The sequence below is a fragment of the Desulfuromonas soudanensis genome (genome assembly GCF_001278055.1).
GTDB classification, from domain to species: domain Bacteria; phylum Desulfobacterota; class Desulfuromonadia; order Desulfuromonadales; family WTL; genus Deferrimonas; species Deferrimonas soudanensis.
In genome coordinates this window covers 484,077-510,707 of sequence record NZ_CP010802.1, presented here as the reverse complement: position 1 = coordinate 510,707, position 26,631 = coordinate 484,077, and the positions used below count along the sequence as shown (strand labels likewise).

Below are 26,631 nucleotides of genomic sequence, written 5' to 3'. Positions count from 1 at the left end.
CAATTCATTCGATGAAATCGGCGGGGCCGGCAGCGCCGGGCTCGGTCTGGGCCACAGCGGCATCGAAGGTCGGAGTCAGGCGCAGCGTGAATTGGGCATTGCCGTTGCCATCGCTGGTCGGCCAGTTGTTGGCGTTTCCGATGACGATGAACTCGTTGATGTTGACGTTGGCCAGATCGTCGATGTCGGCGGGAGCCCAGAGGGGATCGGCTTCCCAGGCGGCCAGAGTGGCGGCGTCGACGGGAATCGGCTGGCGGATGTCGGTACCCACCGAGGGGGGGATGGTCCAGGTGCCGTCGGCGTTGAGGGTGGGAACGAGCGACTCGCGATAGGTCACCCAGGTGCCGTTGCAGCCGGCATTGGGCGCACCGGCGAGAGCGGCTTCTTCACTGAAGGCTCCGTCGCAGCTGGCCATCAGAGCGTTGTCGGTGTAGATGATTCCATCCATATCGAAGTAGTAGCCGCCCTTCATGTGTCCGACAGGGAGCCACTCGCCGAAGAGGTCGCGGTGGACCTGGCTCAGGCCTGTGGTGACGATATGGGTTTCGCCGGCGGAAAGACCGAAGGTGGCGCGGACGTAGGGGTTGAAGTAACCGGCCGTGGGGTGATGCTTGTCAGGAGCGCCGAAGAGACCGTGAGCCATCAGCGAGTCGAGTTCTCCCTGGTTGGCCAGGGAGCTGAGGGTCGGGGTGACGTTGGAGAACTTTTTGCCGTTTTTAAGGCTGAAGGCCAGCCCCTGGCCGGGAAGGGCCTCGGTGAAATTCCCCCCGGCGTCGACGAAGCCGAGCTGGGTGGTGTAGCCGGTGATGCGCTGGCCGGTCTGGTTGCCGTATTTCTGCAGGATGCGATAAATGTCTTCCTGGCCATTGTCGGTGACGTTGAAGGTCAGGTTGACCGGACCGTCAAGGACGGTGCTGACCACCTTGAACCGCTTGCTGGACTGGAAGGGGTCGGAACACTGCTTGAGGTCGACTCCCCACCAGTCGCTCATGGTGGTGGCGTAGGGGGTCGAGTCGGGATTCCAGCCGGCAGACATGATGCAGTTTTCGCCGGTGATGTCGTCGTCGTTGACGATGCTCAGGCCCGGACCCTGGGTGTCGCGCTCCTTCCAGGTCATGGCCCCGTTGGTGAAGTACTGGGCACCGCCGGCGTACAGGGCATAGCCGCTCGGCATGAACCCGCCGGTGGCCACGGCCCCGGTGTTGGGATCGACGAGAGATCCTTCCGGAATGTAGTTGTACTGGTCGAAGACAAAGGCCGGGTTCGCCACGTTGGTCGGAATCCCCGGGGTGACCGCAGAAGTGTCCCAGCTAGTAACCACCGCCGCCTGGGAGAGTCCGGCGGATGCAGCGACGGCCACCAGGGCCCAGACAACAGCAGTCCATCTCATCCTTTTTCTCATTTGTGTGCCTCCTTGACATGTTTCTTGCTCAGTGAAGAACCGCAAATGCTGCGGCCGGGCTGCCTGTCAGCCCCTGACCGTCGCATCCGTTCTTCAGAATGCGACTTTTGTTTGGCAGGTACAGGCTTAGGACTAGAGCAATACGGATGCCAACGTGGCAATCTTCAGTCAAGGGTCCGGAATTGTTGACGATATCAGATTCAGGCGGGATTCTGGCACCGGGGGATTGCGCAACCGGGGTTGCGGATGAAAAGGGAAAACGGACGATTCTTGGGGCAGGGAGGGGGGAGGAGGCCTTTGCAACTTCGGTTGACAGGAGCAACCGGGGTTGCGCCCCTTCAGGGGGCTTGACCTTCCGAACTGTATTTTTTTATTCGTTTACTCAGACCCTGGCGGGTGATGCCGAGAAGATCGGCGGCCGCGGAGATATTTCCTTCAGCACGCCGCAGCGCTTCGGCGACGACTTGCCTCCCGACCTCTTCGAGGGTCGGCAGCCTGTCCGGAAAGGTGAGAAAATGGCTGGAGGGATTTCCCGAAGATTTTCCCTCCCCCTCCGGAGCAACGAGGCGCTTAAAAAGTTCAAGGGAGAGACTGCTGGACTTATGCTGACCGATGGCATTAAACACCATCGCCCTTAACTCCCGCACATTCCCGGGGAAATGGTAGCCGGCCAGGAGTCCTGGCAACTCCTTCGGTACGGCAGGTTGCGGTTTCCCGAAATTTTTGGCCCCTTCGGCAAGGAACGTTTCGAGCAACAGCGGCAGATCCTCCTTGCGCTCCCGCAGGGGGGGGATTTCAAGGTGATGGGCCTTGAGACGATAATAAAGATCCTTGCGAAAGGTCCCCTGCTGCTGATTGATTTCGAGATTTTGATTTGTGGCGAAGATGAATGAACACCTGGCCTTCCGCGGCGTGTCGCTGCCGAGTGCGAAATACTCCCCTTCCTGGAGGAGGCGCAACAGTTTGACCTGGGACGACGGGTTGAGATCGCCGATTTCATCGAGGAACAGGCTCCCCCCGGCCGCCTTTTCGATCATCCCGGGGCGGTCCTTCTCGGCGTTGGTAAAGGCGCCGCGCAGGTGGCCGAAGAGGGTGTCGCTGAAATGGGCGTCATCGAGTCCGGCCACGTTCACGGCAACCAGGGGGCCATCGGGGCAGTGGGTTTGATGGATGGCGTCGGCGAACAACTCCTTGCCGACGCCACTTTCGCCGGTGATCAGCACCGGCTCGCTGGTTCGGGCAATCGCTTCGACATATTGAAAGAGGGCGCGCATCTTGTGGCTGCGGGTCTGGAAACGATGAAATACTTCAGGTTTTTCCAGGGGGTCGAGAAACCGGCGTTTGAGACGCAGATTTTCATCCTGCAGTTCCCGCAGGGTAAACGCCCGTTGAATCGCGGTGAGCAGGCGTTCCTTTTCGACTGTTTTCACATAATAATCGAAAGCCCCCTGATGCATGCAGCGCACCGCCGTCTCGACCTGGTTCATGCCGCTGAGAATAATGACCGGAATGTGGGGGTAATCCTGATGGATCATCGGCAACAGGTCCTCACCCGAGAGGTGGGGCATGGTCAGGTCCAGCAATATCATGCTGACATCCTGACGGGCCAGCAGGGCCATGACGTCTCTGCTTTCGTGGCACTTGATCACATTGCTGATCCCGGCCATCTCCTTGAGTGTCAGGCTCAGGCTGCGCAGCCAGGGCTGCTCGTCGTCAATCAGCAGCAGGGGCAGAGCCGGATAGAGCGGTTCGCAAGTCATGCTCCCTCCTGTGGCCGTACCGGGAGGGCCAGAAGGACGGTCGTTCCCCCTCCCTGAGGTGAATGGAAGTCGAGGGTGCCTCCATGATCCTGGACGATCCGGGCCGTAACCGACAGGCCGAGCCCCGTCCCCCCCTGGTCCCGCTTGGTGGTGAAGAACGGCTCGGTAATGTGAGGGAGGATATCGGGTTTAATGCCGACCCCCTCATCGCGGATCCGCAGGCAGTTGACGTTTTTTTCGCTGTCGTAATAGGTGCGCAGATGCACCCCGGCCTCTTTGCCGGCCAAGGATTGACAGGCGTTGACGACCAGGTTGATCACAACCTGTTCGATGCGTTGAAAGCTCCCCCGCAGCACCGGCATCCCCTCGCCGTAATCGGCGCTAAAATTGTGGGTCGCATTCCTGATCGTGTTGCCGACCAGACGCAGGGAGGCCTGGACGACTTCATTGAGATCGACCCCGTCATCGAGTCCGGCGGTCTCGTGACGGGCGAAATCCTTGAGATCGTGGACAATGTTTTTGATGCGGCCGGCGCTTTCGAGCATCTCGCTGAAGAGGTGGGGGAGTTCATGGTGCATCTCCGAATAGCTCAGCGCGCCGAGGGGAAAATCTCCGTTGCGCCGGAAGTGCTCCTGGAGTATCGGCGCGGCAGCGGCACAGGACTTCTGAACCAGTTCGGCGTTGAGGATGATCAGAGCGGTGGGATTGTTGATTTCGTGGGCAATCCCCGCCGCCAGTTCCCCCAGCGAAGCCAGGCGACTGTTGAGTATCGCCTCCCCCCTCAGGCGGCTCTTTTCGGTGATGTCGCTGGCCAGCATAATGACGTTGATCACTTCGCCGGTCTCGTCGTGAACCGGGAAGGCCTTGACCTCGAGACTTCTGTTGTCCGGCGTGGTGATCGTCGCCTCTTCGGCCTGACCGCTTTGGAACGACTGTATCGCCGGACAGTTGTCGCATAGGGCGGCGCGATTATAGAGGAGCTTGCAGCAGTATTCTCCCGGGACGGAGCCGAGACGCTTGTTGAAATAGCTTGATCCGGCCCCCTTGTTGGACCAGAGAACCTTCATCTCCCGCGAGATCAGGGTCAGGCCGTCGGGGATGCCATCGAGAATGATCTGGAATTGTTGATTGAGATTTTTGTATTGCTCCTCGCTTTTCCGCAGGCGGCGCTCCGCCTTGCGTCTCTGCAGAATATTGTTGACCAAAAAGAGGATGACGGCCAGGGCGGCGGCAAAACCGCCGAGGATGGTGCCGATGATTTTTGCCGGCAGGGTTTCGAAACCGAGGGGCCCGTTGATGAGCCTCGACCCCTTCGGCAAGCGCGACTGGGGAATGTTAAACTTTTCCAGCTGCTGGTAATCGAAAACAGGGACCGCCTTCTCCGGAATCAGGACATATCCCGGCGGGGGGGGATTCCCGGCCAGGATTTGCAGGGCGAGACCGGCGGCAAGCTGACCCTGCTGCCGGGGGCTGCCGAGTTGCCCGCCGATGATCCCGTGGCCGAGGCAGATATCCCAGGGGCTGTAAATTGCCACCGGACTGTTCGCGGTCAGAACCCTGTTTTTGGCGGCAAAGGAGAGGAGCTTGCCGGATCCGTCAATCAGCGGACCGTTGATAAAGACGACCTGTCCGTCTTTGAGTTTCCTGAGTCTTACCGCAAGTTCTTCCGCCGGGATATTGCTCCAGGTGGTGAACTCCAGCATCCCGGCAAAAGGGAGAGCCGCCTCCTGAAGCATCTCGGCTTCGAGGCGCCCGGTCAGATCGCGATGGCTGCTTATCACCACAACTTCACGGGTCTGCGGCTGAAGGGTGACGATCGTTTCCAGCAGCGCCGGGTAGTCCGGTTGTTCGACAACGCCGGTGACGACGGCGCCATCACCAGGAACTTCGGGAAGCTTTTTCTCGATGCCGCAGAAGACGACCGGTGTTTTTGGGAAAAGGTCCGTCTTATGGTCGATGACAAAATTCAACGCCTCGTTGTCGGAAACGAGCACCAGGTCAAAATAACTGTTTTCCAGTTTGTAGTGCAGGATGGCGTCGAGGACGTGGGTAAAATATTCGGGATCCGGCTGACGTTTGGTGTCGAGATATTCCACATGGAAATTGATCGATTCCTCGGAATTGGCGAGCACCTCCTGCATCCCCTGCATGACCTCATCGGTCCAGGGGAAGCCGGGGTGATAGGAATGCAGGATCAGGATTTCCCTGCTTTTTGGCGTCACAGCGGCCGCCGACGGCCCGGGATGGAACAGGGATGCCAATAAAAGGAGGAGAACGAACCGGAGTGGCGCTACGAGAACGGGCATGGATCCCCCCCACAGCAAAAGACAAGCGACGACCGGATTGTACGATTGATTAACCCATAAATAAATAACTTTTTCTAACGCTCCCTTCTGCGGTGCATCTCATGAGAAGGAAAAGGAAAAAGAGAACGGGCCGGGACGGCCGATAAAGGGCCGGAAATCACCTCCTCATTGACCGGGCGGATGGGAATGCCTATGATTGAGGCAATTCAGCCTGAATCAATTTAATTCCAGGAGACTACCCATTCCATGAAAAATACCCTCGCGAAGCTCCGGGAATTGCCCCCGCTGCAGAAAGCCGCTCTCTGGCTCGGAATCGCCGTCCTTGTCTACACCCTCATCGGCTTTCTGGTTGCCCCCCTCATCCTGAAGGCGGTCCTGGAGAAGAAACTCCCCCAGGCCCTGAACCGGCCGGTGACCATCGAGACGGTCCGCCTGAACCCCTTTGCCCTCTCGCTCACCATCGAGGGGTTCGCCCTGGCCGAGAAGGACGGACCGGACCCCTTCGTGTTTTTCGACCGGCTCTACGTCAACCTTGAGAGCTTTTCCCTTTTCAAAAAAGGGTTGATCCTCCAGTCGATCTCGCTGAAGGGCCCGGCGATCCATGTCCGGCGCCTGGACGAGAAGACCTTCAGCTTCTCCGATCTTCTCGCCGGTCCGGCCGGCGAAGAGCCTGCGGAGGAGAAGTCGGGACCATTCCTCTTTTCCATCAACAATATCGAGATAGAAAACGGCAGCATCCGATATGAGGACCTCCCCAAGGGGGCGAGCCACACCATCGATGCCTTCACTCTGGCCATCCCTTCGATTTCCAACCTGCCGAGCAGGGTCCAGGCCTCTGTTCAACCGCATTTTTCGGCGGTCATCAACGGCACGCCGATTTCCCTGGCCGGTGGAAGCAAACCCTTTGCCGAAACGAGGGCCACCGAGGTCGACCTGAAGATGAGCGGAATCAACATCCCGGAGTACCTGGCCTACATCCCCAACCCGACGGGGTTGACCGTCAAATCGGCGCTGCTCGATATCGACACCCGCCTCTCCTACCTCCTGATGCCTGACGAGGCGGCCCGGCTGGCGCTGACAGGAACCCTCACCCTGCGCGCCGTGGAGGTGATCGACGGCAAGGGGGAGAGTTATCTGCGCTTCCCCTCCCTCACGGTGGTGCTGGCCGATTCCGACCTTTTGAAAAAGGAAATCCGCCTGGCCGAGCTCACCCTCGATTCCCCGCAGCTCGACCTGACCCGACTCCCGGACGGATCGATCCTCCCCCTGGCTCTCCTCTCTCCTTCCGACGGCGGTGCCCCAGAAGCTCCGGCCGACAGGGAGGAAGCGCCATCCCCCTCCGACGACCCCGTCAGTGTGACCATCGACCGCTTCCGCCTCGACAACGGCGCCGTCACCTGGACCGACCAGGCCCTGGAAAACCCTGCCAGGGTCCGCCTCGACGCCATCGCCCTCACCGCCGCCCCCCTCTCCACGGTCCCCGGAACCGAGAACGCCGTCACCGGGTCGCTGCGGCTGAATCAGACGGGAAGCCTCAAGACTGACGGCATCCTGGTTCTCGACCCCCTGGCCCTGAATACCTCGGTGACGGTCGAGGGCGTGCAGCTCAAGGATTTTCAGCCCTACCTGTCGGAGGAGGCGCGCATCGTCCTCGCCGGCGGCACCCTGGGCCTCCAGGGTGATCTCGCTGTCAAGGAAGATGCCGCCGGCCAGCCTGGCCTCCATTTTGCCGGTCAAAGCTCCGTCGCCGGATTGGCCACAACCGATACTTTATCCGGAGAGGATCTGGTGAAATGGAAGGATCTCCAGGTCAGGGAGATCGCCTTTTCTTCCAGCCCATTTGAACTCACCATCGCCGAAATCCGTCTGGAAAACCCTTACGTCAAGGTCCTGATCAACGACGACGGCACCGTCAACATCTCCCATATCGCCCGCACCGACGGCAGGAAGGACGCTCCGTCAACGGCTCCCCTCGGAAAGGAGACGCCTCCTGGGGCAGAGGCAAAGATCGCCATCCAAAAGGTGACCCTCCGCAACGGCAAGGTCCTGTTTCTCGATCGCAGCATCAAGCCGGCGTACGGTGCCAACCTCGACCAGTTGAACGGCGCGATTACCGGTCTCTCCTCCAGGGCTGGAACCCTGGCGACCGTCAAGGTCGACGCCCGGATCGACAAGCAGGCGCCGCTGGCAATCTCCGGAGAGGTCAACCCCTTGAGCGAGGTGCCGTTTGCCGACATCAAGATCGATTTCAAGGATTTCAACCTCAGCCCCCTTTCCCCATACACCGGCAAATATGTCGGCTACAAGACGGACAAGGGAAAGTTGAATCTCGATCTGCGCTACCAGCTCAAGGGGAACAGACTGGAGAGCAGCAATAATGTTTTCCTCGATCAATTCACCCTCGGCGAAGGGGTGGAGAGCCCCGACGCCACCTCCCTGCCCGTGAGCCTGGCCCTGGCGCTATTGAAAAACCGTCAGGGGGAGATCTCCCTCGATATCCCGGTCACCGGCGACCTCAACGACCCCGAGTTCAGCGTCGGCGGCGTGGTGATTCAGGTCCTGGTCAACCTCGTCACCAAGGCGGCGACCTCCCCCTTCGCCCTTCTCGGCAGCCTGATCCCGGAAGGAGAAGACCTGCAGCATATCCCCTTCGAACCGGGTCGGGCCCAATTGACGGCGGAGACGACGGGGAAACTCTCCGCGGTGGCCAACGTGCTCCATGAGCGCCCCGGATTGCGGATGGATATCTCCGGCGGCGCCGCAAGCGTTCTCGACCGCCGGGCCCTGGCCCGCATCCGGATGGATAAACTCGTCAAGCTGGAAAAACTCAAGGGAACCGGAGGGAAGAAGGGAGAGGATGTCGACCTCCAGGGGATCGAGGTCAACGTCGAAGAGTATCCCCGGTATCTGAAGCAGGCCTACAGCAAGGCGCTGAAGGCGGCTGAAGATGAGGGCAGGAAAGAGCCTCTGCCGGGGAGCCCGGAGAACGAAGGGGAGGCGGTGTCGCGGATGGAGGCGTTCCTTCTCCAAGGGATAAAAATCGAAGAAGAGGAGCTGAGGCTGCTGGCTCTCGACCGGGCGAACACGGTCCTCGGTTATCTCATCGAGCCGGGAAAAGTCGAACCGGGGCGGCTCTTCGTGATCGAGCCGCACCTGGCCCGTCCCGAGGAGGAAGGGGCGCAGGAGAGCCAGACCCAGGTCGAGCTGCTGCTCAAATAGTTTTTTTCACCGACAAAAAAAAGCCCCGGGAGCGACAACGCTCCCGGGGCTTTTTTTATGGGTCCGGTTCGCTCGGGACCGTCAATCTCCCGGCAACAGCAGATCCTGCCGGAACTGGTCGGGATGAATCTCTTTTTTCGGTGCCAATCCCTGGTGAGCAACGGCGAGGAGAGTCAGGTTGCTGCACCATCCCTGGTCTATCGCCATCGATGTCGGAGTCGGGAAATCGGCGAAGAAGGTGCCTAAGTCCACGCCGGGGAGGAGTGCGGCGGCAACAAATTCCGCCCGCGGCTTAACGACCGGGTCGCCGAGACGGTTTCTCACCCCCCACCGGACGCGATAGTCGTCGCATGTTGGCGTAATCGTCAACGGCAAATCGGTGAAGGCGATGTCCCGGTCGATGTCGAAATGATATTTCATCATCGCCTCTTCAAAGAGCATGGCAACGTCTTCGTATTTGGATGAGTAACTGTAGGTTTCGTTGGCGACATCGCTGGCAAAAGAATCTCCGACAACATCTGCGGAATAGTCGATCTGCTCCGGGGTCGCCGGTACGCCCCGGTAAAGAACCTGGGCGAGGCTGAGCCAGAGCTCCGAGGTCAGAGGGGAGGCAGCATGGAGGCGCTCGGCGATCGTCACGTCGGCCAGGGAAAGGATCGCCTGGTAGGGGGTCATCTGCAGGTCGAGTGCCGGCTGGGATCCCGGCGGCAGCAGGTCGTTGGCGTGCGCCAGTTCATGGTAGAGGAGGCGGGCGAGCGGAAAGGTGAGGTCGCTGAGCTGCCGGGTTTCCGTGCCGGTGAGCGAGTACGAGGCATAGGCGTAGTCGTTGCCCTTGACGTACCGCCAGAGGTCGATGAATTGCAGGTCGGCGCCGAAATTACTGCGATAGTCGGCGGCCCTGGAGATGGTCGCCTTCTCTTCGTTAGTCAGCCAGAGGCTGGCCGGGTCGAGATAGATGGCGGCCGTCCCGGCGGAGTAGAAGGACGGACGGATGTCACTGTCGATGACGATTGCAGTCACCCCCTTGAACAGGGTCAGCATATCGGGGGGAAGGTTATTCAGGACCTCTTCAAAGCGGACGGCCATCCATGGATGGGATACAAGGACCCGGCTCATCACGTCGGGAATCGTCGGGGTGGGGGACTCGTCGCCGATCAGCGGCAGGGTGCCCAGGGTGCATAAACCCGCCATATCAGCGGTCGAGCAGGCCTTGAGAACCTCGGCATAAGAGCCGTCGGAGACATAAACCGAAATATCCGAAAGATCCGGGTCTGACCCGCCTGGCCCGAGGTCGTAGGCAGTCGTGTCGCCGCCACTGCAGGCACAGAGAAAGAACAGAGCAGCAAAACTACAGATTCGAGACATACAAGCTCCTTTCATCCCACAGGGAATCGCTAATCTATGGCATCTTTTCCCGGATGTCCAATGATTGTTCGGCCAGTAGAATCCGGCAAAAAAACAAGAGAATCCTGCTCCCTGTCAATCCTGTTTCCCGGGCAATCCGTTTGCGCGTCCCTTTCGGCCTCACGGCCCCGGACGGAGAGAGAAGGGGTGTAACTTTGGTTGTCCGGGCCGTGCCGGCGACACGGTTCTCCCTTCCCCGTCTCCAGCGAACATTTCAGGAAGACCTTCCCCTTTGGCGGTTTTGGGGTTACACCCCCAGCGACCTTTGCTTTCCTGCCTGTCAGTAAAAAATACCACTTAAATCGGCTACTTACCGAAATCATCCGCCCTTGGCACCCCCCTTGCTCAATAGAGAGGGCAAGAGACCGCTCACCTTGAAGGGGCGGATCGTGCGCGGCCGGTTGCGAGGACGGGAAGAAAGGAGGGGACGATGAGAGTCAGGGGACAGGGGAGAGCCCGGGAGGGGAGGATCATTTCTCTCGACGATTACCGGAAGGAGGAACAGCTCCCCCTTTTCGAGGGGCTTCGTCTCCGGTTGCGGCGCGGCCGCCCCGAACTGGACGAGGGCGCCATCGAGCGGCTCTGCAGCCGCATGGTCGCCGATCTCCTCTTGCAGTTCGTCGACCGGGAGGGGCTCATCGACTATGTCGAGGCACGTCTGATCGAAGGGGCGGGGGCGGCGCCGCCGGCACTCTTTGCCCCGTCCGCAGACCGGCACTGAAGGGAGGAGATGGATCATGGAAATCCGCTACTTTGTTTTTTCCGATCAGAACCGCCCCGAACCTCTCCCAACGGAGCTCTTCTGGAAGATCTACGACCGCCGCGTCCCTCTCCCGGGGGAGGCCCGGCGCCGGGTGCGCTTCGCCAGCGTCGAGGTACGCAGGGATGAAGAGGTGGTGGGCGGCGCTCCCCTGACCGCCGTGCGTTTCCGTTTTGACCGCCGGGGATTCATCCGCAGCGGCGAAACAAAAAAATACACCTTATGCTCGGCCCTGACCACCGCCCTGACCGACCTGGCCCGGGTGACTTCCGACCAGGACCTCCTCGACACCCACCGCCTCTTCCGGAAGAAGACCCGCAACCCCTTCGAGTGGGCGCCGACCCCGGAAGAGATTGCGGCCATGAATCTCTTGGTTGCGGCCGGGGAGAGGTGATGAGAACCCAAAAGGCATCTATCCGCCGATGACGCAGATGGGCGCAGATGAAGGCCTTAAACAAAAAGCATCAAAGGGTTGATCCTGTTTTATCTGCGTTCATCTGCGTAATCTGCGGACAAAAAGGTTTTCCCCCCTTTTTCAATTTGCCTCCGGCTACCCGGCAGGGAGGAAGTCGATCGGGTAGAGGATGGTCGTTTTCGGCACCCCGTCCTTCGGGCCGAAGTTGAACTTCTCGACGCGGTCGACAATCTGGGCCACCAGCTCGGGGGAAGCGAGGTCGGTGGACTCCACTTTGCACAGGGAGACCTCCCCTCCCGGTTCGATGGTGATCTTGAGCAGGATCTTTCCGCGCAAGGTCGGGTCCTTGCGCAACTCCTTGTTGTAGATCCGATAGAGCGTCGCCTTGTAGCGGTCGAAAACGATCTGGATTTCCTCGTCGGTGCGCGACGCGCCCGGTCCGTCGCTCACCCGGCGCCCTCCCTCTTCGGCGAGCCCGGCCACGGAGCTTTCAACCCGGGCAAAGCCGACGCCGCCGATCCGGTCGCCCGTCCCCCCGCCGCCGACGTTGCGGCTGACGGTGGCATTGCCTATCCCGCCGCTGGACCCCTTCCCCTGCATGGCCACCAGCGAACGCTGGGGACGGGCCTGTCCCGCCGCTCTCGGCGCATCCTTGCTCAGACGGGCCTGGCTTCCGAGCTTGGCGACGGGGGTTTCGTCCATCAGCTCGGAAAAGGTGTTTTTGAAGGCGAGGACACCCGTGCTTTCGGCCTTTTTCCGTGCAGCCTTGGTCTCGGCGACGGCGGAAGGGACCTTGGGCGCTTCCTTTTCCGGGGTTTTTTTCGTTTTGTCCGGTTTCTTCTCTTCCGGTTCCGGTTTGACCTCTTCGACGATCTTCTCGGGTACCGGTTCCGGCTTGGGCGGTTCCTTTTTCACCAGCATGGCCAGGCGCTCGGGAATTTCCACCACCGAAGAATAACGGTCGACCACCGGCACCGTCACCCAGTGGATAAGAGACCCAAAGGCGAAACAGAGGAGGAGCGCCAGGAGCATGGAGCGGCGGAAGTGCTTTTCGCTCTCGCTGTCCGAGTTCCAGGGCATGATGATCGGGCGCGAAGGGACCGGGGAAATCTCCCGCTCGATGACGAGTTCTTCCTTGCGCCTCTCTTCGCGGGCGTAGGCATCGTGGACTTCTTCGTGAAGGTCCTCCAGCTCGAAGCGGCGGGTCTCGATCCGCGCCTTGAGGGATTTCTGTATCTCCTCAAATCCCCGGATTTCCTCGGCGAACTTGGAAATACGCTCCCGAAGCCGCCCCAGATGTCCGGATCTGTCCCCGATCTGCGGCAGTTCGTTCCAAAAGAGCTCTTCGGCCTCCAGCTCGGTCAGCTTGTCGAGGGCAGTACAAACATCCTGCAAAGCCTCGAACCGCTGCTTGTCGAGAGAAAACGTCTCGAGCTCTGCCTCTGCATGAGCCAGATCGCCTTCGAGGGTCGCAATGATCCCCCGCACCTGCTCGATCCGCGCGTTCAGAGGCTCCAATTCCTGTAACAATGGGGAAGTATCCACGGAGTCCACTCTAACCCTGAGAGGCTTTCTGGATGACTGCCAGGGATATTTTCCCGTATCCGGAAAGCGTGCAGCTTGACATTATTTTCTTGAGGACACTGAACGGTATCGTTCGGTCGGCCAGGATGGTGACTTCCTGGCTGTCGACGGCCGTCCGGGTGTTGATCCCGATGATGTTGCGCTGCAGGTCGTCGAGACGCTTCATGATGGCCGGGATCTGATCGTTCCCCTGTTTCAGCAGTTCGGACGTCCCGATGATGGCATCCCCCTGAATCAGCACCGCCTCCGGAGTCACCATGATCACCACGGTTTCCCGCGGTTTGGCCTCGACGATCGAATCGGGGAGCTTGATCTCCTTGGGTGTCGTCACCACTTCGCTGGCCGAAGAGTTGGAGAGGAGAAAGAAGACCAGAATGGTAAAGACATCCATGAGCGAGGTCAGGTTGAGAAACGTCCCCTTCTTTTTGTTTCGCGACATCCGTCGCATGCGCCTCGACTCTCTCATGGGGCATCTCCAATGGATATGTTGGGGAAGAGGACCATTTTCTTGACCTCTTCACTTCCTTCCACCCGGATTTCGGCACTGCGCACCGTGTCCATGATCTGGACCAGGTAGTTATATTCGATGTCCGGTTCCATCAGAACCGTCGCATCCTCCTTCTCCGGGTAATCGGCCTTGAGGCGAATGAGCATTTCCGAGAGCTTCTTCAGGTCGTACTCATCGTCCTTTTTGGCAATCGCCGCCTCGACCGTGGCCCCGTTGGCAATTTCCAGCCCGGCTCGGCGGACGATCACTTCGATACTGAAATTCTGCTGCCCCACGGCCGCGCCGCCGGCGGTGGTCGGTACGCTCAGCTCGAGGATCGTCACCCGAGAGAAGACGGCACTGATGAGGAGAAACGGGATCAGGACCACCATCAGGTTCAAAAAAGAGGTGATGTCCAGGTCCGGTGCGTCCTTGCTCCGCCGTCGTGAATGAGATCGTCTGGCCATGATCACCCCGCCGGGAACTGACGCTTGGAAGAATTGGAGATGGAGTTGAGCGCCTTGACCGAGGCCATCTCCAGGCTGTCGACGATCTGGCCTGTGGTCGAGGTCAGCTTGGCGTGCAGGAGAAGGAGCGGGATTGCCGCCATCAGGCCGAAGGCGGTGGTGTTCATGGCCACCGAGATGCTGGCGGAGAGGAGGTCGGCCTTCTCGGCGGGGTTGGCGTTGGCCACCGCGGTGAAGGCCTCGATCAGCCCCATGATGGTGCCGAGGAGCCCGAGGAGGGTGGCGATGTTGGAGAGGAGCGCGATGTAGGGGGTGCGTTTTTCCAGCTGGGGGATGATCTCCATCATGCACTCTTCCATGGCGATCTCGATGTCTTCACGACGGCGGACCGCCCCCTGGCGCGCCAGCCCCATGCTCAGCATCTGGGCGATAGTCGATTTGTCGTCGTTGGTCATCTCCCGCGCCTGGTCGAAATCCCCCTCGGCGAGGAGCGGCTGCACCTGCCCCCACATCTTGCGGTTTCTTTGCCGGATCAGGTTCAACTGGACCCAGCGCTCGACGGCGATGGCCATGCCGACGGCAAAGACGATGAGGATGGGGTACATGAAGAGCCCGCCCTTTTGAAAAAACGCCACCATTGAATAGATGATTTCCATTACTTGATCCTCCCGGATTTATTGGTTTTGCTGACTTCGTAGAAATCGAGCTGCCGTTTGAAGACGTCCCGGTCCACCGGTTCGTCCCCCTCATTTGCCGTCCTGTTCAAACTGGTCTCCACTCCGATTTCGGAGCTCTTCCAGGGAACGATATACAGGGATTTCGGGGCTTCGTCGTTGCCGACGATGGACATCCCCGAGAGTTCCTTCGGTGCCGTTTCCTTCTCCCTCTCCACCGCCAGCACCAGGTTGGCCGTCAGCAGGACGAAACAGAGAATGAGACCTGATCTTCGAACCATATTTCCTCCTTGCCGGTGCTCCGGCCGCCTCCGATCCGCCGCATCGGGCTGAACCGGGGTCCAGGCCTTCATTGCTGGACCCCGAGCCGCAGGCGGAGATCGGCGACCCATATGGACACCTGCTCCTCTTCGGGCTTGGCCTGGCTGTAAATCTCGTACTGCTCGAGGGCGCAGGACGGATCATCGAGGTAGAGATCGCAGAGAATTCCGAGATTTTTCCTCGCCGGAAGATACTCGGGAAAAACCTTGAGGGCCGTCTCGTAGATCTCCCGCGCCTCGGCAAAGCGGCCCCCCTTGCGGAGGAGCAGACCGTAGACGTTGCTTGCCGCCGGGTGCCCGGGAACCAGACTCAAGGCGGTTTTGAGATGCCCCTCGGCCTTTTCCGGCTTGCCGGTCTCCCCGTAGGCCAGAGCGGCGTTGATATAGGGGGCGCTCACCCCTGGTGCGGCTGCGATCACCTTTTCCAGGAGTTCGATGGCCGGGTCATACTTCTCTTCCTTCAGCAGGACGACGGCGGCGGCAAAATCGCTCCGTGCTTCTCCATCCATGCTCGACATTTCACGGATAACAAACCCCTGCCGGCCATCGTCAAAGTGCGTCACGGACGTTTCCTCCGTGACGGCGGCTTTCTCCTCGACGGCATCCTTTATCGGCTTCGGGGCGGTCGCGCACCCGGCAAGAACCGTCAGCATCAGGACAAGGGCCAGGAATCCATTGGGCCTCCCCGACTGGTGTTGAATTAGGACCTGCATCGATCGGCTCCCATCGTTTCTTCTGTTCTCAATCATTGGCATATCGAATCATTCTCCGCGGCCGACCTGCCTCCTTCACTCTCCCATGGACGTTGTGCCGACAGGCTCTCCGGTCGGCTCATCCGGCCCGACCTCCACCGGCACCGCTTCCTCCACCGGCACCGCTTCCTCCACAGGCACCGCTTCCTCCACCGGCAAGGCTTCCTCGACCGACGCTTCCTCGACCGACGCTTCCTCGACCGACGCTTCCTCGACCGACGCTTCCTCGACCGGCACCGTTTCTGCGACCGGCACAGATTCCTCGACCTGTACCGGCTCCTCCGTTTCCGTTTCCACGACGGGCGGCTGCGGCCGGTCGACGGCAAAGGTGTAGGAATCGAGGGAGGCGATGATGGGGCTCTCCTCCTCCGGCCGGGCATAGCGGGCGGGGAGGACCTCCGCCAGCTTCTGCAGGCTCCGGTCGATCCACGGGTTGTAAATCCCCAGGGAAATCAGCTCGAGATTGCTCTTGTGGACGGTGATCGCCTTCTCCTCGAAGGGGTAGGCCTGCTCCTCAATGGCCAGCTCGTACTGCTCCATTTCCAGCGGGGTGAGCCCTTCGGGGCGCTCGGAACCGAGCAGGGCCGCGCTGAGGTGGGCGTAGATCTCGGCCAGATAGTAGGTGGCGGCGGCCGTGACCTCGCCGACTTCATAATCGAGAAGCCGGCTGAAATCCTTCACCGCCGCCTTCATGAGCGTCTGCTTTTTGGCCAGATTGACCTTGAAGGGCTTGACCAGCGGGACGGCGACGAATTGGTCATAGCTCAACTCGGCCAGGACCAGCGCGGCGCCGGCGGCCAGAAACCGGGTCCGCGGGGTGCGCTCGTCGCCGGCGGCCGCCTCGATGGCGACGAGAGCCCTCAGTTCGTCAAGATAGGCGTCCTTCTCCTTTTGCTCCTTGAGGATTGCGGCGATCTTGCCGCGGGTTTCCAGGTTGAGTTCCACCGGCCGGGGAAAATAGCCGACGTACCGCCGGTAGACCGTCAGGGCCCGGGGGGTGTCGCCGGATTCGACATGGAGTTGCGCCGCCGCCAGGAGGGCCTCCTGCCGTACCTCGTCGTCCGTCGACTCCCTCTCGATGCGTTCATATTCGTTGGCGGACAGGGAAAGGAGGCCGTCCTGCCGGTAGACATAGGCGAGCTTCTTGGTCACCTCGGGCTGCAGCTCGTGACCGGGGAAATTGGCGCGGAAACCGAGGAGAACGGTGGCCGTCATTTTCCAATCCTGGAGGAGGGTCAGGACCGCTGCGGCGTCGTACTCGGCGGTCGGCCGGAATTTGGAATCCGGAGCCATCGCCCCCACCCGCAGGAAGTGGCTGGCCGCCCCCCGGTAATCCTCGAGGGCCCGGGCCTTTTCCCCCTGCTTGTAGATCGACGCCGCCAGGTTGTCGAGGAGCTCACCGCGCGCCTTGTCCCCTTCGGGAAGGAGCGCCAGAACCTCCCCGTAGGCGGATTCAGCCTCGGCGTAGAGGAGGAGCTTGAAGGACGAATGGGCGACGATCAGCCAGGCCCCGCGCCGGATGTCGACCTCGGTGGCGGGGAAGGCCTGAACGAGCCAGAGCGCCGCCGCCAGACTCTCCTCGTAATCCCCGAGGTCGTAGAGATCATCGGCGGCCGCCCCGAGAACGATGGCCGCCTTCTCATGGGTCGGGAAGGTTTCGGCAAACTTCAGGGACGAACGGACCGCCTGGCGCTTGACCGGTTCCCGCTCGGCCGGCGGCAGGGCGCCAAGATCCTCCCGGAAGGCGAAAACCGCCGCGTAGCCGGCCGTGGCCGATTTCTCGTGACGGGGATAGTCGTAGGCCGTCTTTTCATACTCCACGGCCGCCTCGGCAAAGGAGCGGTTCTCCAGGAGAAGATCGGCCAGCAGGTAGTTGATGGCCGGAGACTCGCTCGCCGCCGGGAAGGAGACGAGGAATTCCCGGTACCAGTGCAGCGCTTCGGCGAAGTTGTCCGGTTTCTCCTTGGCCTTGCGCGGATCCCGATAGAGGGCGTGGTAATGATTGGCCAGATCCGTCAGGTTGGTTTTCAGATGACCGAGGACGTCCGGGCGCAGGCTCGGGTCGAAATGGCCCCAGTATTCGGCCTTGAGACCGTAGGTGGTGGCGAAAGCCTTTTTCGAATCGATGACGAGGCTGGGAAAACCCCCGGCGATATTGATTTCGATGATCCGCATGTGGAAGAGGGGCGATCTGGCGTGAAAAGGATTGCGGCTCACGAAGGCGCTGTAGGTGGCGGTGGCGTCGCTGTAGCGGCGTTTGTCATAATAATATTCGCCGAGATTTGCATAGACGCCGTCCTCGTAACTGCGCTTGCCGTAGGCGGCGAAGTAATCGGCCACGGCGCCGGCGCCGCCGATATTGGAAAAACCGAGGCTGATGACGCGGAAGGTATCCTCCATGCGCTTGGCCTCGATTTCGTCTTCCTTCTGGGCAAAGTCGTAGCCCACCGACACCTTGTAGTCGAGGAGGGCGATGAACCGGTGCAGGGCCTCTTCGTAGAGTTCCTGCTTGTAGAAGGTCCAGCCGAGCTTGAAGAGCGCCAGCTGGAAATAGGAGGAGGCGACGCCGATTTCGACGATGCTCGTGTAGGCGTCCTCGGCGTCGAGATAGCGCCGGTGGGTGAAGAAATACTCGGCGCGGCGGAACTGCACCTCATCGAGATACCGGGACTCGGGAAAGTCGCGCACCAGCCGGTCCATGACCTCCATCGCTTCCTCGATCCGCCCGAGCTCCTCGTAGGCGCGGGACATCTGGTACAGCACCTGGTCGTTGCGCTGGTAGAGGGGGTAGTCGTTGAGGAGTTTCCGGTAGAGCTCGATGGCCTCGAGGGCCCCGGCCCTTTCCAGATCGACCAGGACCGGCGCCGCCTCGTCTTTCGGCACGGTCGTTTCGGCCAGGGGGGTACCGAGGGTCGCCCGGGTTTCGAAGGCGGCCTCGGACTCCCCGGCGACGGCGGGCGGCGGCGCTGTCTCCCGGGCGGCCGCGGCCACGGGCGGCGGCGTTTCCTTCGGAGCCGGCAATCGCGCCGGAGGCCGCTCGTTCGACTTGCCGCTCTCGGTGATGAGCCCGTATTCTTTTTCGACCTTCAGATCGGCCAGGCGACGAATCGCTTCCGGCGACAGGGCGGAGGTCGGGGTTTCCTCGAGAAAGCGCCGATAACTCTCCATCGCCTTCTCGAGCCCCCCCTCGAGCTTCACGTCCTTGAGTTCGATCTGCCGGTTGCGCAACTGGGCGATCGTCCCCTGATCGTCGAGGGGAGCGCAGCCGGCAAGGAGGAGAAGAAGAAGCGCTGGCAGGAGAAGACGGCGGCTCATTGCGCTCCCTCCTGCTGGTCCTGGGCCCGGGCGGCCCGGTCGTAACTGTCGGCCAGGGCGAAACGGGCCTTGACCTGGAATTCTTCGAGGCGCTCGCGACGCCGGGTGAGTTCGCTGACGGCCATGACCTCGAGCATGTGCCCCTGGCGGGCCATCAGTTCCCCCACCTTTTCTCCGGCCGCATCGATCCGGTGCCTCTGCCGGCGGATGCCGTCGTCGTAGCCTTGAAAGCTCTGGGTGGCGGCCTGGCGGGTGCGCACGAAGGCGGTGTACCTCTTGGTCAGGAGGTCGATGGCCTGATTCAGGTCGCGAAGGTTTTTGTGGGCCTCGGTGAGACGCTGGTCGTATTCCGTCTGAATCCGCCACTCCAGCACCCCCCGGAGGCGCTTGAAACGGTCGGCGGTCCCGTCGGAGGGCCTGGCGCCGCCTGCCGCCACTGTCTGCTCCAGGCGCGCCAGGCGTTCCTTGAAGATCCTCTCCGGAGCGCTCGCCAGGTAATCGGGTCGCGGCGCCACCAGCATCGCCTGCAGGCGCTCTTCGATGCGGTCGCGCTGCTCCAGGCGCAGGCGCATCTGGGAGTCGAGACGGCGGAATTCCCCGTCGATTTCGGGGAGGAGCGGCTGGTAATAGGCACGGCGGCGGACAATGAGCTCTTCGAAAGCGTTCAGGTCCTTTTTCCAGATTTCAAGCTTCTGCCGCAACTCTTCGAGGTCGAGGTAGTTTTTCAGCGATTCCTGAAAATCGTGGGAGGCCAGGAGGTTGAGGAGGTAGTAGGTCTCGGGCGATTCCGGCAGGGCGCGCAGCCGGACCACCCAGTTGGCATCCTGTTTGAGCTCTTCCCGTGTCAGGGCCCGGAGGAAGTCCCCCTCGCGGATACTTTTGATCGAGGCGCCGAGCTTGTCGACCTCGGTGCCGAAGGCGCCCAGGGCGCTGCCGTACATGAGGGCCGCCCTGCTGTAGAGCCCGAGCTTGCCGTAGGCGTAGGGGACGGCCAGCATGGCTTCCTGCACGGCAAAATCCGTGACTTCCCCCTCGACGAGGAGGCTCCAGGGGACCAGGGCTCTTTCGAAGTCATCCCGGAAGGCATCGGCCCACCCCGAACCGAGCAGCGCCCGGTTGGAGAAGGGTCCGCTCAGGCGCACCCGATCGAGAATCGCCTTGGCGCCTGCGAAATTCTTCTCCTCCAGCAGTTTGTCGCCGAGAAGAAGGTTCGCCCTGTCCCGGATCGCCGCCGTGACGGCGTTGTCGCCGTCGATCTGCCCGGTTCGGTCGAGGGAGAGGCGCCCCTCCTTTTCCTTCCCGTCCCGGATCAGGGCGATCCCGAGGTTGTAGGTGGAAAAGCCGGCCAGACTCCTGGCTCCCTGGAGCTCCTTTAAGAGGATCGCCGCCTCGGCGAAGCGGCCGTTGGCCATGAGAATTTGCCCGTGCAGAAAGGGGAGGTCGTCTGCAAGGCTTGCGGGAACGGTCCCGGAGATGCGCTCCAGGGCATGGAGGGCGTTGACCGGCTGGTCCTTCTGGAAGTAGATCCGGGCCAGGCGATAGAGGGCCTCATTGCGCACCTCGTCGGCCACATTCCCCTCGATGACCGCCTTGATGGCGCGCCCGGCGCGGTGGTGCATCCGGTAGGCCAGTTCGAAATCCCCCACCGAGAACTCGGCCTCCCCGAGGTGGCTGAAGAGGGAATCGCGTTCCGGCTCGTCGAGGCCGTGAAACTGCCCCAGCTCCGTATCGAGCCGGGCGACCGCATCGAACCACTCTCCCTGAAAGGCGTGATACAGCGCCTCGCCGAAAAAGAGGTCCCTGAGCTCCTTCGGCGCGGCGGTGCCGGCCGCCAGCGAAGAGGTGGCGAAAAGGAGCGTTGTCAGAATGATGAGGAGCCTGGTCATGGTGTTCCTGTAAGAAGCCGGTTCAATTGCCGTCCGAAAGCCAGAAGCTGTTAACGCGTTGAGCGCCGGGAGAATCAGGAGAGCGTAGCGGTGAACGACTGTGGATTCATTTCTGCGTTCATAATTTTCCTCCTCTGCGACCTCTGCGTTAAGGCTTGTTCTGTGTCAAAGCGCTACCGGTCTTTGAAGGTGATCGCCTGCTGCGCCAGGTTGATCTCGACAATCCCGGGGCCGACCCCCTTTTCGACGGTAAAGGTCCCTGTCTGCCGAAAGTCGTCCCCACCGGCGGATTTGCCGAGAAGGGTCACCTGCAGGGCGTGGGCGCCGGTGCGGATGTTGCCGGCATAGATGCGCTGCACCCCCCCCTTGCGCAGGGCTTCGAGCTCCTTGAAGGTGTAGAGATGAGACGCGACCGCTTCACCGTCCAGCTCGATGGCGACGGAATCGAGACGGAAGGTTTCGCCGGCGGCCAGGGAGACGAAGAGTGCCACCTGGGTGTTGGACGGATAGAGGAGCTTTTCTTCGAGGAGATTGAGCTCCGCGGCGATGCCGAGAACGTCGCTCTTGATCTCCTGCACCTGTTCGTCCAGCCCCTTGATCTGCTCCCTGGAGACCTCTTCGGCAAAAGCGGGATGGAGGAGCAGAAACACCGTCGAAATTCCCAGAATTGCCGCCCTAAGATATCGGGTCATGATTCCCACCTGTAGTTGTTGTGCGCGTTAACATTCTGTTTTCTATTTTCTATTTTCTGTGTTCTGTGTTCTGTTTTCCGTGTTCTGTTTTCTGCCCTACATCTTCCCGATGAAGTTGAAAAACAGCCCCTGATGGGTGTAATCCAGATCGGTGAGGTCATCCGAGAAGGAGCTGAAGTTGTAGCCCGCCCCGACCTTGATGTGGTTGCCGAGGTGACGGTAGAGAGCGACCAGCGCCCCGCTGCGGCTCTCCCCGGCGTCGGGGAGGTCGAGCAGGCGCCCCTCGACCAGGGCGTCCCAGCGGTGGAGGAAGTGCCAGTCGGCCCGCAGCACGTAGAGGTGGGCCCGGCTGGCAAAGAACTCCCGATCGACCCGGTCCTGACTCACCTCGCCGAGGCGGTAGGCGTATTTGCCCCCCACCGTCCAGCGGCTGGTCAGGTCATACATGACGTCGAGTGAGGCGATATGACTGCGCTGGATCAGACCGCCCCCCGTGCCGGTGGCGCTCACCTGGTCGGCGGTCGGGACGTTGTAGAAAAAGGTGTATTTGGCCAGGGCATTGAGGCGGTCGTTTTTGACGGGACGATAGGCGTAGCCGAGGACCGCTTCCGTATAGTTGCCGTCGAAGAACGCCCCCTGGGAACTCTCCGAGTGGGCATAATTGAATTTGCCGAGGAGACGCCAGTCCGGGGACAGTTGATACTTGAGGCTGTTTTTCAGCAGCCAGGTGGTGCGCCGGGTCGAACTGGCATCCGGCTGCTCGGCGTCGTCCATCCGGTATTCCACGGCGCTGGCGATCTTCAGGGTATCGAACCCGTAACCGGCCCGAACCCCGGCCGCCGTCCTCTGGAGCTCGGCCCCCGTCTGATGATCGACGAGGGTGCCGAAATCGACGGAGGCCCCGAGGTTCAAGCGATCCGTGGGGGCAAGGTCCACCCCGGTGGAGTGCATCAGTCCCGACGGGACATCCCCGTGGGTGTAGCGCTCTTCGAGGTAGACGCTGGCCGAGTCCGAATAGCGGGTGCGGAAACCGGAGGCCAGGTTCCCTTTTCTGGCCCGCAACCCGTTGTCGGTACGCTCGTTTTCCAGGGCATAGTTGAGGTAGAGGGTGGTGCGGTCCGAGTAGAGGAACTCCGTCCCGAGCCGTCCCCCGGCACCCAGTTCCCCGCCGGAAACCTCACCGGTCGCCTTGAAGCGGTCGGTGACGCGGAGGCTGCCGCCGGTGCCGAACCGGCGATTGTCCTCCCGATTCCCCGAACTCCGCAACGTCTCCTGGGCAAAGCCGTAGGCACTCCAGCGCTTGTTGGTGTCATAGAGGAGTCGGACCACGCCATCGGTCCGCGACCCCAGGTCCTGGGTCAGGGGAACCACGGCGGAGTTGTCTATGCGTCTGTCGTGGCGACCCCCCGAACCGAGGGTCCAGTGTTCGCCCAACTTATAATCGAGGTCGATTTCACCGGCTTCCGTCTCCAGCCCGTCAGTCTGAAAACTCCTGTCGGCCTTGACCCGCATTTTCAACCGCTCGGTGAAGGGGAGCTCCGCCGTGCCGCCGTATTGGGTCGTGTCCCGGTCGGTGATCAGACCCGGCGCCGCATATCCCGCCTCGAGATCCTGGAGATAGAAGGTCATCTTCCCCCGGGCGTTTTTGAAGAGATCCTGGAAGCCGAGGCTGGCATCGGTGCGGTAGGCCCAGGCCTCGACACCGGGTCCGTCGAGGGGATCGGGAGCGGTGAATTGAAACCCGCCGTCGACGGACGTCGTTTCGAGGAGTCCCGGTCCTTCGCTGCGTCCCCCTTCGAGCCTGATCCACGACTGGGCGGATTTGCGCAGCGTCACATCCAGGGCATCGAGGCTCTTCTGGTCCCCCGCCTCCTCGTCCCGGTTGACGGTCGCGCCGACCTTGAGATAATCGCCGAACCAGTAATGCATCCGGCCGCCGGTGGTCAGCGTCCCCGGGTCCTCGAACCCGGGAGTGAACTCGTAACGGGCGACCAGAAAGACGGGATTGCCGCTCAGGGAGTCGCTCCTGACCAGGAGATTGTCGTCCGCCGTCGCCGAGAGGGGCTCCGAGAGGAGGAGGCGCCCCTGCAGGACGTCGATGTCGTAATCGAGGACCGGCGTGAGGTTTTTCACTCCGAGGACCAGCCCCGAATCCTTGTCGCGGATCTCGATGCGCACCCGTTCGCTCCCCTCGAGAATATCCTGGCGGCGCAGGAAGTAGAGGGAGCCTCCGGTTCCCCGGAACTCGTCCCGCCCCGCCACCGTTCCGGGTTCGGCGGCAAAACCGTCGGCCAAAAAGCGCTCCTCGCCGAAACTGGTGGCCTCGCCGGTCTGATAATGGAGGTTGGCCCCGTAGAGACCACGGTCCACGTGGGCCAGATCGTTGTCCGTATAGGCGATCTTGAAATTCCCCCAGAGTCCGTAGGTCTCCTCCTTTTTCACCCGGAGATAAAACTTGCCGAGGGTCGGAGCGCCTTCCTCGACGGTGCCGTCGTCGCCGTAGGTCGGATAGTGCACGTCGGGGTCGATGCGCCGGAAGAGCGCCTCGGGGGACTTGTCTAGGAAATTGCTGAAGATCTCGTCCACCGGCCCTTCACGGGTATCGGCGCTGGCCGTCAGGTTCCAGCCGTTGCTGAATTTGCCGTCGGTGTAGAAGGCCAGGCGCCCCTGGAGATTCAGGTCCTCGCTGTACCGGGGCTCGTCCGGGGCGAGGAGCTCGGCCGGACCCTCGGTCCTGTTGGCGGAGAGCGTCAGGTCGGCGATCCCGACGGTAAACCAGTCGCTTCTCTCCAGCGCCAGGTCCCGCAGGAAGAGTTCGCCGTTTCCCCCTTCGTCGAGGACGGCCACCTCGACGGTGTGCATCCCTTCCGGAAGGATCTCCTCGGCGATAAAACGCCCCCTGCCGTCCACCGGCACGGGATATCCGGCCAGCCAGACGCCGTGTTCGGGGGGGATGGCGTTCCCTGAGGCCTGCACCGTGCCGCCGGACAAAGGGATGTTGCCGCTGGCGAGGCGGCTTTCGCCGTAGCCGGCCAGCAGCTCCTGGCGGACATTGGCTTCGGCCAGGGCCGGATCGATCCGGTCGACGACCCACAGGGGCTGGGGGGCCGTTTCGTCGAAATGCCCCATGCGGTCGTAAACGCGGACCAGGTATTTCAAGGAACGTCCCGCCGCCGGGATCGAGGGGAAGTCGGGCGCCCACTCCCCCCTCCCCTCATAATTCAGGGGGAGGACGGCCAGGGGGTCGTCACGGTCGGACTGCTCTTCCGTGAAAATCCGGACCTCCGCCCTGACGATGAAGATGTGGTAGTTGGTGTAGAGGCGGAAGAGGATCAGGTTTTCGCCGAAGGGCGTCTCCTCCAGGTCCCGATTGGCGATGGTGCGCGGCCAGGCGGTGACGTTGAGTCGCCTCTGGAGCTTGAGATTGTCGTATTTGAATTCGATCTGCGCCTCATCGAGAGCCACGTCGGTGCAGCGCTGGACGTCGGGGATGCTTTTCCCCGGATCATCGGCCGGCTTTCCGTCGACAGTGATACGCATGAGATTGAGGCCGAAGGGGTCGGCCGGGATCACCTCGCGACTCAGCCGGGTGATGTCCACCCCCTCGTAGTCGTCGAGAACGACCAGTTCATCATAGACGACCTGGACCTCGACCCGGGAGGTGTCCGATTCGACGAAGCCGGTGTTGACCACGTCATCGGACTGGACGTAGCCGTGCCCCTCGAACTCCGCCTGATTTCCCGAGAGCCCCATCCGCTCGGCGACGGCCGCCATGGCCCGGCGGGCCCGGGCCGTGGAGAGGCCGATATCGTCCCCGTAGACTGCGGCGGTGCGCCGGTCGAGGCGGTCGTTGCTGGTGTAGCCGACAAAGCGCAGGCGGACAGAGGCTCTGTCGCCGATCTCGTCCATGATTTTACGCAGCCGCCCGGTGTAGCCTTCGGGAATCACCGGATCGCCGTTTTCAAAGAGGATCGGGTCGATCCCCCCCGAGGGGGAGTCGTAGACGCGGGTGAGCGTCTCCGCCCCGGCGGCCTCCGGGCAGAGCTGCGGCTCATCGGGGAGATCCTGCAGCGGGTCGTCGTGCCAGAACTCCACCTCGACGCGACGGTTGAGCGCCCGCCCCTGCGACGTCTCGTTGGAGGCGGCCGGCCGTATCGCCCCCCTCCCCTCGCTCTCCACGGCGACCGGGAGGGGCCCGAGGCTGTCGCGGACGGCGAGGGAGACGCGCCGGGCCACCGCTTTGGAGAGCCCAAGAGGGTTGCCGTAGATGCGCTCGCTGCGTCCGGCCAGGGGGGAGTTGTCCGTATAGGCGATGAACCGAACGGCGAGGTTTTCCTTGCCGCGAAGGTTTCTCAGCGCCTGATTTACCTGCTGCAGGAAGTCTTCGGGAACGCTCACCATCCCTTCGTCGTAATAAAGGGGGGCGATCAGGTTCCTGACCCGGGCGCGGTGGGATTGCCCTTCCTTGTAGCGCAATTTGCAGACGGTCTCGGTGCGGCAGACCTTGACGCGGCTGACCTCCCTGGGGATGATCACTTCCTTCTCCACCAGCTTCTGGCCGATCTCGTCATACCAGACCTGCACCTCCACCCGCCGGTTGAGGGCGCGCCCTTCTTCGGTGGCATTGCTGGCGACCGGCTCTCTCTCGCCGAGTCCTTCATAGGAGATCGCTTCCGGGGGGAGGTTGAGGGCGAGTTGGCAGAATTCGGCGCAGGTCCCGGCCCGCTCCCGGGAGAGCCCGGTGTTGTCGCCGTACTGCGCCTGCAGGGGGGCGCTGAGCGGCTGGGAGTCGGCGTGGCCGACGAAGTGGAGACGCACGTTGGCGCGATCGCGCATCCCTTCGAGAACGTCGCGGAGGCGGTCGAGATAGTCCTCGGGAATTGCCGCCTCCCCCTGACGGAATCGGATCGGCGGAACGACGCCGGAGAGCTTGATGGTTTTGACATCCTCTTCGACGACCTGCCGCATCTCGCTGCGATCCCCCTGATCCTCCTCGAAAATGGAGGCGTCGAGAAGCCAGGGGGAGAAGGACTGGTCTGAGGGGAGGTGCATCTCGGTCGTCTCTCCGCTGACAGCCGTCTCCCTGGTCTCGGCAGCCTCGGCGCGCGCAAGGACCCCGGCTCCGGCGGAGACGATGAGGAGGAAAAGGGCTATGAGGAAGAAGCGCTTGCGCATAGGTTCCAAGAGT

The 26,631-nt window shown here is 61.7% G+C and carries 17 protein-coding genes; 3 read left to right on the top strand and 14 right to left on the bottom strand.

The features are described from left to right. Window positions 1–4: 4 nt before the first annotated feature. The 3 genes from DSOUD_RS02210 to DSOUD_RS02200 all read right to left on the bottom strand — a co-directional run bounded on the left by DSOUD_RS02210 (window position 5) and on the right by DSOUD_RS02200 (window position 5,468). Window positions 5–1,402, bottom strand: coding sequence for a choice-of-anchor F family protein (locus tag DSOUD_RS02210; protein WP_053549465.1), 1,398 nt, complete (start codon window positions 1,400–1,402; stop codon window positions 5–7). A 338-nt stretch (window positions 1,403–1,740) separates the two neighbouring features. Beyond that, window positions 1,741–3,162 (bottom strand): sigma-54-dependent transcriptional regulator, encoded by a 1,422-nt coding sequence (locus DSOUD_RS02205; protein ID WP_053549464.1) that lies wholly within the window; start codon window positions 3,160–3,162, stop codon window positions 1,741–1,743. Next, window positions 3,159–5,468, bottom strand: coding sequence for an ATP-binding protein (locus tag DSOUD_RS02200; RefSeq protein ID WP_082351017.1), 2,310 nt, complete (start codon window positions 5,466–5,468; stop codon window positions 3,159–3,161). The genes DSOUD_RS02205 and DSOUD_RS02200 overlap by 4 nt, the downstream gene beginning before the upstream one ends. A 246-nt stretch (window positions 5,469–5,714) precedes the next feature. Here DSOUD_RS02200 and DSOUD_RS02195 point away from each other — a divergent pair, with 246 nt between their 5' ends. Continuing rightward, on the top strand, window positions 5,715–8,687 hold the full coding sequence (locus DSOUD_RS02195) for a DUF748 domain-containing protein (RefSeq protein WP_053549462.1): 2,973 nt from the start codon (window positions 5,715–5,717) through the stop codon (window positions 8,685–8,687). An 81-nt stretch (window positions 8,688–8,768) separates the two neighbouring features. Here the strand turns inward: DSOUD_RS02195 and DSOUD_RS02190 are convergent, their stop codons facing one another. Next, window positions 8,769–10,052, bottom strand: coding sequence for a hypothetical protein (locus DSOUD_RS02190; RefSeq protein WP_053549461.1), 1,284 nt, complete (start codon window positions 10,050–10,052; stop codon window positions 8,769–8,771). A 469-nt stretch (window positions 10,053–10,521) separates the two neighbouring features. On the opposite strand from DSOUD_RS02190, the gene DSOUD_RS02185 reads away from it, so the two are divergent. Both DSOUD_RS02185 and DSOUD_RS02180 read left to right on the top strand, forming a co-directional pair. Then, window positions 10,522–10,812, top strand: a complete 291-nt coding sequence (locus tag DSOUD_RS02185) for a hypothetical protein (RefSeq protein WP_053549460.1) — start codon at window positions 10,522–10,524, stop codon at window positions 10,810–10,812. Window positions 10,813–10,828: 16 nt separating this feature from the next. Then, a complete protein-coding gene (locus tag DSOUD_RS02180; RefSeq protein ID WP_053549459.1) occupies window positions 10,829–11,245 on the top strand; it encodes a hypothetical protein in 417 nt (138 codons plus the stop codon). A gap of 156 nt (window positions 11,246–11,401) precedes the next feature. Here DSOUD_RS02180 and DSOUD_RS02175 read toward each other — a convergent pair whose 3' ends face one another. The 10 genes from DSOUD_RS02175 to DSOUD_RS02130 form a co-directional block, all read right to left on the bottom strand. Beyond that, window positions 11,402–12,796: an AgmX/PglI C-terminal domain-containing protein gene (locus DSOUD_RS02175; RefSeq protein WP_232426486.1), complete on the bottom strand. Its 1,395-nt coding sequence runs from the start codon at window positions 12,794–12,796 to the stop codon at window positions 11,402–11,404. A 25-nt stretch (window positions 12,797–12,821) separates the two neighbouring features. Continuing rightward, a complete protein-coding gene (locus DSOUD_RS02170; RefSeq protein WP_053549458.1) occupies window positions 12,822–13,316 on the bottom strand; it encodes an ExbD/TolR family protein in 495 nt (164 codons plus the stop codon). After that, window positions 13,313–13,804, bottom strand: a complete 492-nt coding sequence (locus DSOUD_RS02165) for an ExbD/TolR family protein (RefSeq protein ID WP_053549457.1) — start codon at window positions 13,802–13,804, stop codon at window positions 13,313–13,315. Before DSOUD_RS02165 ends, DSOUD_RS02170 begins: the two co-directional genes overlap by 4 nt. 2 nt (window positions 13,805–13,806) lie before the next feature. After that, complete coding sequence (locus DSOUD_RS02160) at window positions 13,807–14,460, bottom strand: MotA/TolQ/ExbB proton channel family protein (protein ID WP_053549456.1); 654 nt, start codon at window positions 14,458–14,460, stop codon at window positions 13,807–13,809. Continuing rightward, a complete protein-coding gene (locus DSOUD_RS02155) occupies window positions 14,460–14,759 on the bottom strand; it encodes a hypothetical protein (protein ID WP_053549455.1) in 300 nt (99 codons plus the stop codon). Before DSOUD_RS02155 ends, DSOUD_RS02160 begins: the two co-directional genes overlap by 1 nt. Window positions 14,760–14,827: 68 nt before the next feature. Beyond that, window positions 14,828–15,511, bottom strand: a complete 684-nt coding sequence (locus tag DSOUD_RS02150; RefSeq protein WP_053549454.1) for a tetratricopeptide repeat protein — start codon at window positions 15,509–15,511, stop codon at window positions 14,828–14,830. A 75-nt stretch (window positions 15,512–15,586) separates the two neighbouring features. After that, window positions 15,587–18,865, bottom strand: a complete 3,279-nt coding sequence (locus DSOUD_RS02145) for a tetratricopeptide repeat protein (RefSeq protein WP_053549453.1) — start codon at window positions 18,863–18,865, stop codon at window positions 15,587–15,589. Then, the gene (locus DSOUD_RS02140; RefSeq protein ID WP_053549452.1) at window positions 18,862–20,751 is read right to left on the bottom strand and encodes a tetratricopeptide repeat protein; all 1,890 of its coding nucleotides are present in this window, start codon (window positions 20,749–20,751) and stop codon (window positions 18,862–18,864) included. The genes DSOUD_RS02145 and DSOUD_RS02140 overlap by 4 nt, the downstream gene beginning before the upstream one ends. A 173-nt stretch (window positions 20,752–20,924) precedes the next feature. Next, window positions 20,925–21,443: a hypothetical protein gene (locus tag DSOUD_RS02135; RefSeq protein ID WP_053549451.1), complete on the bottom strand. Its 519-nt coding sequence runs from the start codon at window positions 21,441–21,443 to the stop codon at window positions 20,925–20,927. A gap of 96 nt (window positions 21,444–21,539) precedes the next feature. Next, a complete protein-coding gene (locus DSOUD_RS02130; protein ID WP_053549450.1) occupies window positions 21,540–26,618 on the bottom strand; it encodes an OmpA family protein in 5,079 nt (1,692 codons plus the stop codon). Window positions 26,619–26,631 lie beyond the last annotated feature (13 nt).